We start from the raw sequence: 13,247 nt of genomic DNA, 5'->3' as shown, positions 1-13,247 counted from the left end.
GGCTTATGAGTGCAGTTCATTTTGAACGAAGTTCGGCCACCGCTTGGGCAAAGAGTTGGGCCATACTTTCTCGGCCTTCCGGTTTCTCTATAGGCTGCGGAACTTCCTGCTTCTCTATAGGCAGCGGAACACCATGACCAGAGCCCTGCGCAACGCGTTCCCCTTCTCTAGCCTTCAAAAAATCACGCACTACGCTGGCCATACCCCCTCCGGTTGCAGGCTCGATCTGGCCTGACGCTGACTTCCGAGTAGTCGTGAGCTCGTGTCGGCACAGCTCGTCGAGGTAGTCAGCCCAGCGCTGCATCATTAGCGTGCGCTGCTTGAGGTACTGGGTGCGGTTGTAAGCCCTTCCGTTGGCATCTTTCACTGCATGTGCCAACTGCGCCTCGATCACCAGGGGGTCGACCTCCAACACTTCAGCAAGCAAAGTCCGCGCCGTGGCCCTGAAGCCATGGACGGTTTGGACGTCTGGCCCATACCCCAGGGTCAGAAGAGCGGCGCGAAGGGTATTGTCCGAGATTGGGCGGTCGTGACTGCGCTCGCCCGGAAAAACCAGTGTGCTGTAACCGGTGAGGGGGTACAGTTTTCGCAACAATTCCACCGCCTGGGTAGAAAGCGGGACCAAATGAGGATCTCCGTTTTCCTTGCCCTCGATACGCCGCTTCATCCGCGCAGCTGGCACGGTCCACAAGGCATTGTCGAGATCAAACTCCGCCCAAGCGGCACCCCTAAGCTCGTTCGGACGTTGGAAGAGCATAGGAGCCAATTGCAAAGCCGTACGCACGATGTGCCCGCCTTGATACGCTCGGATAATGCGGATTAGCTCTCCTAGCTTCGCTGGTTCTGTGATGGCCGCAAAGTGGCGCGTCTTATGGGGGGTTAGGGCCCCCTTGAGGTCAGCGGTGATATCACGCGGCGCGCGAGCCGTCGCCACGGCATAGCGCCATACGGCCCGCGAAGTCATGAGGACCCGCCCGGCCACGTCGAGCGCCCCCCGCTCCTCAACCCGGCGCAGTGCTGCTAGCAACTCGATGGGTTCGATCTCGCCAATGCGGCGAACCGCGAAGTGCGGAAAAAGATCCTTCTCCAGGTTGCGTTTTTCGCGAATGGCGTAGTGACTGCTCCAGCGCGCACGATGCTTTTCGTACCATTCAAGCGCGGTCTCGCGAAAGGTGTCGCCTGTGTTCACCGCAGATTTGAGCTTGACGACCTGTCTGGCTTGGATGGGGTTGATTCCGGCCGCCTTCTGCGCCTTGGCAACGTCACGCGCCTTACGCGCCGCAGCCAGCCCTACGCCGGGATAGGCACCGAGTGCAAACTTCTTCTCAACACCCTCGATCCTGAATTTCCAGAACCACCGACGGGAACCTGAAGCAGAGACTTCGAGGTAGAGGCCGCCGGAGTCGGCATACCGAGCCTGCTTTCGCTCGGGCGGGCACGTCGCGTTTCGGCAGGCAGCATCAGTTAAGGGCATGAATTTCGTCGAGAAGAGCTGGGGGCTGGGGGTACAGATCCACCGATCCAGAGGATAGCGGCGCTTGGCCCCCCACACGTACCCCCTATTGACGCTGGCAGTCACTGGATTTCAGTGTACGACTGCGGATGCCGTAGACGCAGCGCCCCAATGAAAAAGGGCGTCCGGCGGATAAAGCCGGACGCCCTTGGACGTCGTATTGGTCGGTGTGAAAGGATTCGAACCTTCGACCCCTTGCACCCCATGCAAGTGCGCTACCAGGCTGCGCCACACACCGAAGCTCTCGATTATAGCCTTCTCTTTTCAGCGTCCGACGGTCAGCAACTCACGAATTTCAAAAAGCTCGCGGCGAAGCTGCAACAACTGCGACAGGTCGACACTGCGGGCCACGTTCGGCACTGCTTCCTCGTCGTGCAGCGCGGCCTCGAACTCCTCGTGATCGATCTCGACGGCCTCCATGCCTTCGAGCGGCACCTCGCCGGCCTTGCGGCGGTCGCGTTCGTGCTGCACCAGTTCCTGCAACTTGTTGCGTGCACCGCTGATCGTGAAGCCCTGGTCGTACAGCAGGTCGCGGATGCGGCGGATCATCAGCACCTCGTGGTGCTGGTAGTAGCGCCGGTTGCCGCGCCGCTTCATCGGGCGCAACTGCGTGAACTCCTGCTCCCAGTAGCGCAGCACATGCGGTTTCACCCCGCAGAGTTCGCCGACCTCACCGATGGTGAAGTAGCGTTTGACGGGGATGGGCGGGAGCGCCTTGTCGGCCATGTTCTCCATTGAAATCAAGTCTGCGCGCGGCAAACCTCAGAGGTTACTCCACGGGAGCGCGCGCGAACAAGCCCTATTCGGAACCCAGGCTCCACTCGACCTCGGGGGAGGCATTCGGATCGATGTTTCCGTGAATCTGTTCCTTGAGCTTCGCGCTCGCATGGAAGGTCGCGACGCGACGCTCGCCGATCGGAATGGCTTCGCCGGTACGCGGGTTGCGGCCGGGGCGCGGCGCCTTCACGCGGATCTGGAAGTTGCCGAAGCCCGAGATCTTCACGTCCGTGCCTTCGATCAGGCTGTTGGCAACCAGGTCGAAGAAAGCCTCGACCATGTCCTTGGACTCGCGCTTGTTCAGGCCGATCTGCTCGAACAGCAGGTCGGCCAGATGCGCCTTGGTGAGCGCGGGCGTCTCGAGTGCTTCGAGCGTGAATTCGACGGCATTCATTCGGGTCATCCTCTCAGGCGTCCGCCCACCTTCGCGGCCAGTTGATCGACGATGGCGCGCACGGCCGGCTCGACCTGCTCGTCGGTCAGGGTGGCGTTGTCGTCCTGGAAGCGCAGGCGCACCGCCATGCTCTTCTCGCCGGGTTGCAGGCCGCCGGCCGCGGCCACCGTGCCGTCGCGCGCGGGCTGCGGACGGTAGATGTCGAACAGCACCGCGTCGCGCAGCAGGCCTTGCGCGGCACCGGTCGAACGGATGGCATCGATCAGCGCATCGTGCGTGATGGCTTCCGCCACCACCACCGCGATGTCGCGCTCTACCGCCTGGTGCTTGGGCACGGCTTGCGCCACCGGCACGGGACGCGCGGTGACGGCATCGAGGTCGAGCTCGAACAGCACGGCGGGCTGCGCGAAGTCCCATTTCTGGCGCCAGCGCGGATGCAGCTCGCCGACGAAGCCGACGGCCTTGCCCTCGACGATCACGCGCGCCGAGCGGCCCGGATGCAGCGCCGGATGCTCGGCGGCTTCGAAACGCGGCACCAGCGGCGCGAGCAGCGCCTCGACGTCGCCCTTCACGTCGTAGAAGTCGACGCGCTGCGACTTGCCGTCCCAGCGTGCCTCGTCGGCATCGCCCCAGGCGAGGCCGGCCACGCGCATCGGCTGATGCACGCCGCGCACCGTGCTGTCGGTGGTGACCACGCTGTCGTCGCGCAGGAACACGCGGCCCACCTCGAACACGCGCACGCGCGGCGCCTTGCGGTCGAGGTTGAACTTGAGCACCTGCAGCAGCGAACCGAGCAGCGACGAACGCATCACGCTCATCTGACTCGCGATCGGGTTCAGGAGCTTGACCGGGTTGTCGTTGCCCGCGAGCTCCTTCTCCCAGTCGGCTTCGACGAAGCTGAAGTTGATGGTTTCCTGGTAGCCCAGCGCGGCCAGGCCGCGGCGCACCGCGAAGCGGCTGCGCTGTGCCTCGGGGCGCACGCGCGCGGTGATCGGCGCGAGCGGCGCGGTGGTCGGCAGGTTGTTGAAGCCGATCAGGCGCGCGACCTCCTCGATCAGGTCTTCCTCGATCAGCAGATCGAAGCGGTGCGGCGGCGGCACGATGGTCAGCGTGCCATCGCCTTCGGTCAGCGCGAAGCCCAGCCGGCGCAGCGCATCGGCGCACTGGGCCTGCGTCAGCGGCATGCCGATCACGCGCGCTGCACGTGCCACGCGCAACGTCACGGGCAGGGCCTCGGGCACGCGCAGGATCTGGTCGTCCATGGCGCCGGCCTGGCCACCGCAGATCTCGACGATCAGCTGCGTGATGCGCTCGATGATCTCGACGGTGCGGCTCGGGTCGACGCCGCGCTCGTAGCGATGGCCGGCGTCGGTCGAGAAGTTGAAGCGGCGCGAACGGCCCTGCACCGCCTCGGGCCACCAGAACGCGGCCTCGACGTAGATGTTGCGCGTGTCGTCCGAGACCGCGGTGGCGTCGCCGCCCATGATGCCCGCGAGCGATTCGACCTCGCGGTCGTCGGCGATCACGCCCACCTTGTCGTCGACCGTGATCGTGGTGCCATTGAGCAGCTTGAGCTGTTCGCCGGCCTTGCCCCAGCGCACGGCGAGACCGCCGTGGATCTTGTCGAGGTCGAAGATGTGGCTGGGCTGGCCGTACTCGAACATCACGTAGTTCGAGATGTCGACCAGCGGCGTGACGCTGCGCTGGCCGCAGCGCGCGAGGCGCTCGACCATCCATGCCGGGGTGCTGACCTTGGTGTCGACGCCGCGCACGATGCGGCCCGAGAAACGGCCGCAGAGCTCGGGCGCCTCGACCTTCACCGGCAGCTTGTCGCCGAAGGCCACTTCGACCGGCGCAGCGGCGCGCGGCTTGAGGGGCGCACCGGTCAGCGCGGCGAGTTCGCGCGCCACGCCGTAGACGCTGAGGCCGTGCGCGAGATTGGGCGTGAGCTTGAGCGTGAGCAGCGTGTCGTCGAGCTTGAGCACTTCGCGCACGTCGACGCCGATGGGCGCATCGGCCGCGAGTTCGAGCAGGCCGCCATGGTCTTCGCTCAGCTGCAGTTCGCGCGCCGAGCACAGCATGCCCTGGCTCTCGACGCCGCGCAGCTTGCCGAGCTTGATGAGGAAGGGCTTGCCGTCCTCGCCGGGCGGCAGTTCGGCGCCCACCAGCGCGCACGGCACCTTGATGCCGACGCGCGCATTGGGCGCGCCGCACACGATGTTGAGCAAGGCGCCCTGCCCCGCGTCGACCTGGCAGACACGCAGGCGGTCGGCATTCGGGTGCTGGACGGCTTCCTTGATCTCGCCCACCACGATGCGCGTGAAGGGCGGCGCCGCCGGCCGGCGCTCCTCGACCTCGAAGCCGCCCATGGTGAGGGTCTCGGCCAGTTCGGCGCTGTCGATGGGCGGGTTGCAGAACTCGCGCAGCCAGGATTCCGGGAATTGCATCTCTTCGATCTCGATCTGTTTTTCTGGTGTGGAAGGTCTCGTTTCGTCTCGCGCGTCAGCGGGTCACTGGAATTGCGAGAGGAAGCGCAGGTCGCCGTCGAAGAACAGGCGAAGGTCGTTCACGCCGTAGCGCAGCATCGTGAGGCGGTCGGGGCCCATGCCGAAGGCGAAGCCGATGTAGCGCTCGGGGTCGAGGCCCATGTTGCGCACCACGTTCGGATGCACCTGGCCCGAGCCCGACACCTCGAGCCAGCGGCCGGCCAGCGGGCCGCTCTGGAACTGGATGTCGATCTCGGCGCTGGGCTCGGTGAACGGGAAGAAGCTCGGCCGGAAACGCAGCACGAGGTCGTCGCGCTCGAAGAAGGTGCGGCAGAAGTCGGTGAAGACGACCTTGAGGTCCTTGAAGCTCACGTTCTCGCCGAGCCACAGGCCTTCGCACTGGTGGAACATCGGCGAGTGGGTGGCGTCGCTGTCGACGCGGTAGGTGCGGCCCGGCGCGATCACGCGGATCTCGGGCGCCTTGACCGTGCCGGTGGGGTCGGCCGCCGCGGCCGCGAACTCGGCCGCGTACTTCTTGATGTGCTGGTGGGCGTAGCGCACCTGCATCGGGCTGGTGTGCGGACGCAGGTTGTAGGGGATGCCGTCCTCGCCATTCAGGTCGACGTAGAAGGTGTCCTGCATCGAGCGCGCCGGATGGTTCGGCGGGTTGTTGAGCGAGGTGAAGCTGTGCCAGTCGCTCTCGATCTCGGGGCCGTCGGCCACGTCGAAGCCCATGCTCGAGAAGATCTCCTCGATGCGCTCGAGGGTGCGGCTCACCGGGTGCAGGCCGCCCGGGATGCGGCGGCGGCCGGGCAGGCTCACGTCGAGCGCCTCGGCACGCAGCTGCTGCGAGAGCTCCTCGTCGGCCAGTTGCTGGCGGCGCTCGTTGAGGGCGGACTCGATCGCCTGCTTGGCCACGTTGATGGCGGCACCGCGCGACTTCTTCTCGTCGACGCTCAGCGCGGCCATGCCCTTCATCAGCTCGGTGATGCGGCCCGACTTGCCCAGGAACTGGGCCTTGGCGTTCTCGAGCTCTGCGGGGGTCTTCGCCTGCGCGAAGGCGGCACGTGCGGTGTCGACCAGGGAGTCCAACTCGTTCATAGCAACAACAGATTTTCTTCGGGGAAAAATAAAAAAGGGCTGGTGCTCTTTCAAGCGCCAGCCCTTGTGCCGTGGGCGCAGGAAACTGTCCGGGGACGGTTTCCCGCTGTGCAGAATCAAGCAGCCAGCTTGGCCTTGACCTGCTCCACGATGCCCGCAAAAGCGGCCTTGTCGTGCACGGCGATGTCCGCAAGCATCTTGCGGTCGATCTCGATCCCGGCCTTGCGGATGCCGTTGGCGAACTGGCTGTAGGTCAGGCCCAGTTCACGCGAGGCGGCGTTGATACGCGCGATCCACAGTTGACGGAACACGCGCTTCTTGGTGCGGCGGTCACGGTAGGCGTATTGGCCTGCCTTCATCACCGCCTGTTTGGCGATGCGGAAGACATTGCCGCGGCGACCGCGGAAACCCTTGGCGAGTGCGAGAACTTTCTTGTGGCGGGCGCGAGCCGTTACACCACGTTTGACGCGAGGCATGTGATTACTCCTTGTTCGTCAGTTGATCAAATGCCCATGCCGGGCAGCATCGCGGCCATCGAAACCATGTTGGTTTCGTGCACCGACACCGCACCACGCAGGTGACGCTTGTTCTTGGTGGTCTTCTTGGTCAGGATGTGACGCTTGAAGGCTTGACCGCGCTTGACGGTGCCACCGGGACGAACGCGGAAACGTTTCTTCGCGCTGCTCTTGGTCTTCATTTTGGGCATGTGAATGCTCCTTTAATTTGTGCTCGTGAGGCGCCTTGGATGAACTCCATGGACTTGTTGGCCCCGAGACACTTCTTCATCCCGCCACCGCCCGCGCTGGCCTTTCGGCACGCGCCGGCGATCGGCGAAATCCCTTCAGATTCTCATCCCCGACCAAGTCGGCGGCTCGCGCCACCGGACTCGACCGGGTTTTTCTTCGCTCAGGCGCCGGCCGGAGCCGGTGCCGCCGCGTTTTCCGTCGCCGGCTTCGCCGGAGCCCCACCGGGCTTCTTGCGGCCCGGCGCGATCATCATGATCATCTGCCGGCCCTCGAGCTTCGGAAACTGCTCGACGAGGATCGTGTCGCCGAGCTCGTCGCGAATGCGCTGCAGCAAGGCCAGACCGAGTTCCTGGTGCGTGATCTCACGGCCCCGGAAGCGCAGCGTGATCTTGCACTTGTCGCCATCCTCAAGAAAGCGCCGGATGTTGCGCATCTTGATGTTGTAGTCGCCATCGTCGGTACCGGGCCGGAACTTGATTTCCTTGACCTCGATGACCTTCTGCTTGGACTTCGCCTCGGCCGCCTTCTTCTGCTCGTGGTACTTGAACTTGCCGTACTCGATCAGGCGGCACACCGGTGGATTGGCCGCCGCGACGACCTCCACCAGATCCACGTCCTGCTCACCGGCGAGGCGCAGGGCCTCCGCAAGACTCACAACACCCAATTGCTCGTTATCCGGGCCGATCAGGCGGACTTCCGGGGCCATGATTTCCCGGTTCAGGCGATGTTGGCGTTCCTCGCGGTGGCGGCGGTCGCGAAATGCAGTAGCGATGGTTGGTATCCTCTAAGTTTTGCTACAAAAAAAGTAGCGAAAGCCGCTCAGTCCTCGCGGGCAAGCGGTACATTTGGCAGAAACATGTGGGGTGTTTCGACGACAAATCAACGCTTGTCAGCAACATCCTGGACGAGCCGTTGCGCGAACGATTCGAGGGACATTGCACCGAGGTCTTGGTTGCCCCGGGCGCGCACTGCGACGGCGCCAGCTTCCTTTTCCTTGTCGCCCACGACAACGATGTAAGGGAGCTTTTGCAACGAATGCTTGCGTATTTTATACGTAATCTTCTCGTTGTGCAGGTCGAGCTGGACCCTAAGCCCTTGATTTTGCAGCGTTTTCGCAACTTGCGCGGCGTAGTCGGCCTGTCCTTCGCTGATATTGAGCACCGCCACCTGCACCGGCGCGAGCCAGGCGGGCATCGCGCCGGCATGGTGTTCGATCAGCATGCCGATGAATCGCTCGAGGCTGCCGACGATCGCGCGGTGCAGCATCACGGGGTGCGCGCGGCCGCTCGACTCCGTGACGTACTCGCCGCCCAGGCGTTCGGCCGTGTTGAAGTCGACCTGCATCGTGCCGCACTGCCACTGGCGGCCGATCGCATCGCGCAGCGTGTACTCGATCTTCGGGCCGTAGAAGGCGCCGTCGCCGGGCGCGATCACGAACTCCACGCCCGAGCGGCGCAGCGATTCCATCACCGCATGCTCGGCCTTGTCCCAGAGCTCGTCCGAGCCCACGCGGTTCTCGGGCCGCGTCGCGACCTTGTAGAGAATGTCCGTGAAGCCGAAGTCCGCGTACACCTTCTGCAGCTGCGCCGTGTAGGCGATGCATTCGTCGAGGATCTGGTCCTCCGTGCAGAAGATGTGGCCGTCATCCTGCGTGAAGCCACGCACGCGCATGATGCCGTGCAGCGCGCCGCTGGGCTCGTTGCGGTGGCACTGGCCGAACTCGCCGTAGCGCAGCGGCAAGTCGCGGTAGCTGCGCAGGTCGCTCTTGAAGATCAGCACGTGGCCCGGGCAGTTCATCGGCTTGAGCGCGTACTCGCGCTTCTCCGACTCCGTCGTGAACATGTTGTCGCGGTAGTTCTGCCAGTGGCCCGTCTTCTCCCACAGGCTCTTGTCGAGGATCTGCGGGCCCTTCACTTCCCAGTAGCCCGTGTCGCGGTAGATGCCGCGCATGTACTGCTCGACCTGCTGCCAGACCGCCCAGCCCTTGGGATGCCAGAACACCACGCCCGGCGCCACTTCGTCGATGTGGAACAGGTCGAGTTCCTTGCCGAGGCGGCGGTGGTCGCGCTTCTCGGCCTCCTCGATGCGCTGGATGTACTGGTCGAGCTGCTTCTTGTCGGCCCAGGCCGTGCCGTAGATGCGCTGCAGCTGCTCGTTCTTGGCATCGCCGCGCCAGTAGGCGCCGGCCAGCTTCGTGAGCTTGAAGACCTTGAGGAAACGCGTGTTCGGCACGTGCGGGCCGCGGCACATGTCGACATATTCCTGGTGGTAGTACAGGCCCATGGCCTGCTCGTCGGGCATGTCCTCGACCAGACGCAGCTTGTAATCCTCGCCGCGCGACTTGAAGACCTCGATCACCTCGGCGCGCGGCGTCATCTTCTTGATCACGTCGTAGTCCTGCGCGATCAGCTCGCGCATGCGCGCCTCGATCGCGGCCATGTCCTCGGGCGTGAAGGGACGCTCGAACGCGATGTCGTAGTAGAAGCCCTCCTCGATCACCGGGCCGATCACCATCCTGGCCGTCGGGTAGAGCTGCTTGACCGCGTGGCCGACCAGGTGGGCCGTCGAGTGGCGGATGATCTCCAGGCCCTCGTCGTCCTTGGGCGTGATGATCTGAAGCTTGGCATCGTGGTCGATGACGTCGCTGGCATCGACCAGGCGACCGTCGACCTTGCCGGCCACCGTCATCTTGGCGAGGCCGGGGCCGATGGACTTGGCGACGTCGGCCACCGAGACCGGGCCGGGATACTCGCGCTGCGAGTTGTCGGGGAGCGTGATGTGGATCATGAAAAACCTCGGGCGAAAAACAAAAAAGCGCGGTGGATGACCGCGCTTTGCTGTGGCAGGGAAGCTGGCTCGAACCAGCGCGCGCGGTTTAGCGGGCGCTTCCTTCGAAGAAGAAAACACCGCAGATGGCTTGCGGGGTAGTTCGCGGTGTCATAACCAAAGTGCCTTTCTCGCCCTTGTTGACTGACAGTGGAGCCTACGATTCTAGCCGCTCGGCGCGCTGACCGTGCCGCGGCGCACGAAGTCCGCATGAGCGAGCGTGCATCCGCACGCACGAAAAAAAGCCCGGCGCGCGGCCGGGCTTCAAGGTGACAGCGAATGTCGAGTCAGTTGCTCAGTGGAACTGCTCTTCTTCCGTCGAGCCGGTCAGTGCCTTCACGCTCGACTGGCCGCCCTGGATCACGGTGGTCACGTCGTCGAAGTAGCCCGCGCCGACTTCCTGCTGGTGCGACACGAAGGTGTAGCCCTGCTCGCGCGCCGCGAATTCCGGCTCCTGCACCATGTTCACGTAGTGCTTCATGCCCTCGCCGCGTGCATAGGCGTGCGCGAACTTGAAGGTGTTGTACCAGTTGACGTGGATGCCGGCCAGCGTGATGAACTGGTACTTGTAGCCCAGGTCCGAGAGGTCTTCCTGGAAGGTGGCGATCTGCTTGTCGTCGAGGTTCTTCTTCCAGTTGAACGACGGCGAGCAGTTGTACGACAGCAGCTTGCCCGGGCAGGCGGCATGCACGGCCTGCGCGAACTCGCGGGCGAAGCCGATGTCGGGCACGCCGGTTTCGCACCACACCAGGTCGGCATAGGGCGCGTAGGCGACGCCGCGGCTGATGGCCTGCTCAAGGCCGTTCTTCACGCGGTAGAAGCCTTCCGAGGTGCGCTCGCCGGTCAGGAAGGGCCTGTCGTTGGCGTCGTGGTCGGAGGTGATCAGGTTCGCGGCTTCGGCGTCGGTGCGGGCCAGCACGATGGTGGGCACGCCCAGCACGTCGGCGGCGAAGCGCGCGGCGATCAGCTTCTCGCAGGCTTCGCGCGTCGGCACCAGCACCTTGCCGCCCATGTGGCCGCACTTCTTGACGGCGGCGAGCTGGTCTTCGAAGTGCACGCCGGCGGCGCCCGCGGCGATCATGTTCTTCATCAGTTCGAAGGCGTTGAGCACGCCGCCGAAACCGGCTTCCGCGTCGGCCACGATCGGCAGGAAGTAGTCGATGAACTCCTTGTCGCCCGGGTTCACGCCACGGCCCCACTGGATTTCATCGGCGCGGCGGAAGGTATTGTTGATGCGGCGGACCATGGTGGGCACCGAGTCGTACGCGTAGAGCGACTGGTCGGGGTACATGGTTTCCGAGCTGTTACCGTCGGCGGCCACTTGCCAGCCCGACAGGTACACGGCTTCGAGGCCGGCCTTGGCCTGCTGCATGGCCTGGCCGGCGGAGATCGCGCCGAAGGCGTTCACGTAGCCCTTCTTCGAGCCGCCGTTGATCTTGTCCCAGAGCTTCTCGGCACCGCGCTTGGCGAGCGTGTAGTCGATCGGGAACGAGCCGCGCAGGCGCACCACGTCGGCGGCGCTGTAGCCGCGCTGCACGCCCTTCCAGCGGGGATCCGTGGCCCATTCTTTCTCGAGGGCGGCAATCTGCTGTTCGCGGCTGAGTTGTTCGGTGAGGGTCTGGGGCATGGTCACTCCGTGAGTTGATTGAAGGGTTGGTTTCGAGCGTTTCGGCGCTGCGGCCATGGGCTTACTGTAATCGCGCCGCCCACTCTTATGTCTTATAGAAGACATATTTTTGCATCAATAAAATCAACAACTTACGGAGATATTTCTCAATGAGAAAACAACTTTCTCATATCGAGAAAAAATACTGCGGTGCAGCAGTGGCTATTTTCACGATACGCAATCACTCTTTCGTCTGTGAAAAACGCGGGCCGGAACGCGCGCCGTCAACGCCGCGAATGCGCGATCCAGTCGCCGCCCGCGATCACCGCGCGACCCTCGATGCGGGACGGATGGATCTCGTAGACCAGGCAATCGAACGTGCGACCACCGAAGGACTGCACGCGCAACCAGCGCTTGACGTACTCGCCCGAATCGTCGTCGGCCACTTCCTCGAGCCGGTCGAGCGCGGCCTCCACCTGCGCATCGATCGCGTAGACCTCGCCCGTCACGCGCCCTTCGCCGCCAAGCGCCATGCCCGGATAGGCACCGAGGTCGTAGAGCGTGCCCGCGACCTCGGCATCGGCCACGCGTCGCGGCGGCGGCGCGAAGCGCGCGATGTCGTTGCGCCCGCCCGCGCGCAAGGTGCCGTAGACGAAGACGTGGCGCTCGCCCGGCACGGACGTCGATTGCGGCATCATCGATGCCTCCTTTCCCCAAATCACCCCAGTCTATTGAACCCCGCCGCACCCGCCCCAGGCCGGCTCATGGCCTACGGCTGCCTCGCGCTGAGCATGTCGCTCGTGGGCTGCTACGTCGCCCTCTCCAAGCCGCTGGTCGCGGCCTTCCCGGTGCTGCTGCTGGCCTGGCTGCGCTTCGGCATCGCCGCGCTCGCCATGCCGCACTGGCTGCGCCGCGCGCCCGACGAACCGCCGATGACGGCGCGCACGCGCTGGCTGGTGTTCCTCGAGTCCTTCCTCGGCAACTTCCTGTTCTCGATCTGCATGCTGTTCGGCGTGAGCCTCACGAGCGCGGTCTCGGCGGGCGTGATCATGGCGTCGATCCCTGCCGCGGTCGCGGTCGCGAGCTGGCTGTTCCTGCGCGAGCGCATCACGCTGCGCATCGGCCTCGCGATCCTCTGCGCGGCGATCGGCATCGGGCTGCTCGCGCTCGCGCCGGCGCATGCGAGCGCGCACCCGGGCACGGGCGCGTCCTCGTCGATGCCGTGGCTCGGCAACCTGCTGGTGTTCTGCGCGGTGCTCTGCGAGGCCGCCTATGCGGTGATCGGCAAGTCGCTCACCGGTCGGCTCGGCCCCAAGCGAATCTCCTCGCTGATCAACCTCTGGGGCTTCGTGCTCAGCACGCCGCTGGGCATCTGGTTCGCGCTGCAGTTCGACTTCGCAGCGGTGCGCCCCGGCCTCTGGCTGCTGCTCGTGGCCTACGCCCTCGCAGCGAGCATCTGGACCGTGTGGCTCTGGATGACCGGACTGCGCCACATCCCCGCCGCGCAGGCCGGTGTTTTCGCCGTGATGCTGCCCGTGAGCGCGGCCCTCGTGGGCGTGCTCGTGCTCGGGGAAAGCCTCTCCCTGGTGCAGCTGTTCGCGTTCGCGCTCGCTCTCGCAGGCGTCTTCCTGGCGACCTGGCCCGCGCGCCGCAGGCAAAACGGGCGCTCTCCCCTCTGAAAAAACAACAGCCTCCAATGAAAAAACCGCTTTTTCCCTTGGAAACGCGTTTTTTCTCATTTAGCATCCGCGATGCCAGTGGAGACCCTGTTTTTCATTGGTGACGTTCAACCAAAAAA

12 protein-coding genes and 1 tRNA gene are annotated in these 13,247 nt (G+C 64.6%); 1 reads left to right on the top strand and 12 read right to left on the bottom strand.

Annotated features, from left to right (window positions below; translation table 11 throughout):
• Nucleotides 1–16 precede the first annotated feature (16 nt).
• The 12 genes from AC1HIL_RS15230 to AC1HIL_RS15175 form a co-directional block, all read right to left on the bottom strand.
• Nucleotides 17–1,474, bottom strand: coding sequence for a tyrosine-type recombinase/integrase (locus tag AC1HIL_RS15230; RefSeq protein ID WP_365957848.1), 1,458 nt, complete (start codon nucleotides 1,472–1,474; stop codon nucleotides 17–19).
• 200 nt (nucleotides 1,475–1,674) lie between these two features.
• Nucleotides 1,675–1,751, bottom strand: a tRNA-Pro gene (locus tag AC1HIL_RS15225).
• A 26-nt stretch (nucleotides 1,752–1,777) separates the two neighbouring features.
• Entirely contained in the window at nucleotides 1,778–2,239 is a 462-nt protein-coding gene (locus AC1HIL_RS15220) for a MerR family transcriptional regulator (RefSeq protein WP_057596659.1), read from the bottom strand.
• A gap of 73 nt (nucleotides 2,240–2,312) precedes the next feature.
• Nucleotides 2,313–2,684 (bottom strand): integration host factor subunit alpha, encoded by a 372-nt coding sequence (locus tag AC1HIL_RS15215; RefSeq protein ID WP_057596652.1) that lies wholly within the window; start codon nucleotides 2,682–2,684, stop codon nucleotides 2,313–2,315.
• Between the two features lie 5 nt (nucleotides 2,685–2,689).
• Nucleotides 2,690–5,131, bottom strand: coding sequence for a phenylalanine--tRNA ligase subunit beta (pheT, locus tag AC1HIL_RS15210; RefSeq protein WP_479672121.1), 2,442 nt, complete (start codon nucleotides 5,129–5,131; stop codon nucleotides 2,690–2,692).
• Between the two features lie 63 nt (nucleotides 5,132–5,194).
• Nucleotides 5,195–6,271, bottom strand: coding sequence for a phenylalanine--tRNA ligase subunit alpha (gene pheS / locus AC1HIL_RS15205; protein ID WP_296726144.1), 1,077 nt, complete (start codon nucleotides 6,269–6,271; stop codon nucleotides 5,195–5,197).
• 116 nt (nucleotides 6,272–6,387) lie between these two features.
• On the bottom strand, nucleotides 6,388–6,747 hold the full coding sequence (gene rplT / locus AC1HIL_RS15200; protein ID WP_012747009.1) for a 50S ribosomal protein L20: 360 nt from the start codon (nucleotides 6,745–6,747) through the stop codon (nucleotides 6,388–6,390).
• A 26-nt stretch (nucleotides 6,748–6,773) separates the two neighbouring features.
• The gene (rpmI, locus tag AC1HIL_RS15195; RefSeq protein WP_057596107.1) at nucleotides 6,774–6,977 is read right to left on the bottom strand and encodes a 50S ribosomal protein L35; all 204 of its coding nucleotides are present in this window, start codon (nucleotides 6,975–6,977) and stop codon (nucleotides 6,774–6,776) included.
• Between the two features lie 200 nt (nucleotides 6,978–7,177).
• Complete coding sequence (gene infC / locus AC1HIL_RS15190) at nucleotides 7,178–7,798, bottom strand: translation initiation factor IF-3 (protein WP_082322072.1); 621 nt, start codon at nucleotides 7,796–7,798, stop codon at nucleotides 7,178–7,180.
• A gap of 98 nt (nucleotides 7,799–7,896) precedes the next feature.
• A complete protein-coding gene (gene thrS, locus AC1HIL_RS15185; RefSeq protein WP_057596109.1) occupies nucleotides 7,897–9,804 on the bottom strand; it encodes a threonine--tRNA ligase in 1,908 nt (635 codons plus the stop codon).
• A 334-nt stretch (nucleotides 9,805–10,138) separates the two neighbouring features.
• Nucleotides 10,139–11,470 (bottom strand): isocitrate lyase, encoded by a 1,332-nt coding sequence (aceA, locus tag AC1HIL_RS15180; RefSeq protein ID WP_413763921.1) that lies wholly within the window; start codon nucleotides 11,468–11,470, stop codon nucleotides 10,139–10,141.
• 263 nt (nucleotides 11,471–11,733) lie between these two features.
• Nucleotides 11,734–12,144: a gamma-glutamylcyclotransferase family protein gene (locus AC1HIL_RS15175; RefSeq protein ID WP_479672120.1), complete on the bottom strand. Its 411-nt coding sequence runs from the start codon at nucleotides 12,142–12,144 to the stop codon at nucleotides 11,734–11,736.
• A gap of 69 nt (nucleotides 12,145–12,213) precedes the next feature.
• Between AC1HIL_RS15175 and AC1HIL_RS15170 the strand changes: the two genes are divergently transcribed.
• A complete protein-coding gene (locus AC1HIL_RS15170) occupies nucleotides 12,214–13,128 on the top strand; it encodes a DMT family transporter (RefSeq protein ID WP_177239321.1) in 915 nt (304 codons plus the stop codon).
• Nucleotides 13,129–13,247: the final 119 nt, after the last annotated feature.

The organism is Variovorax sp. ISS6 (assembly GCF_056523145.1).
This window is presented reverse-complemented; position numbering and strand designations above follow the sequence as displayed.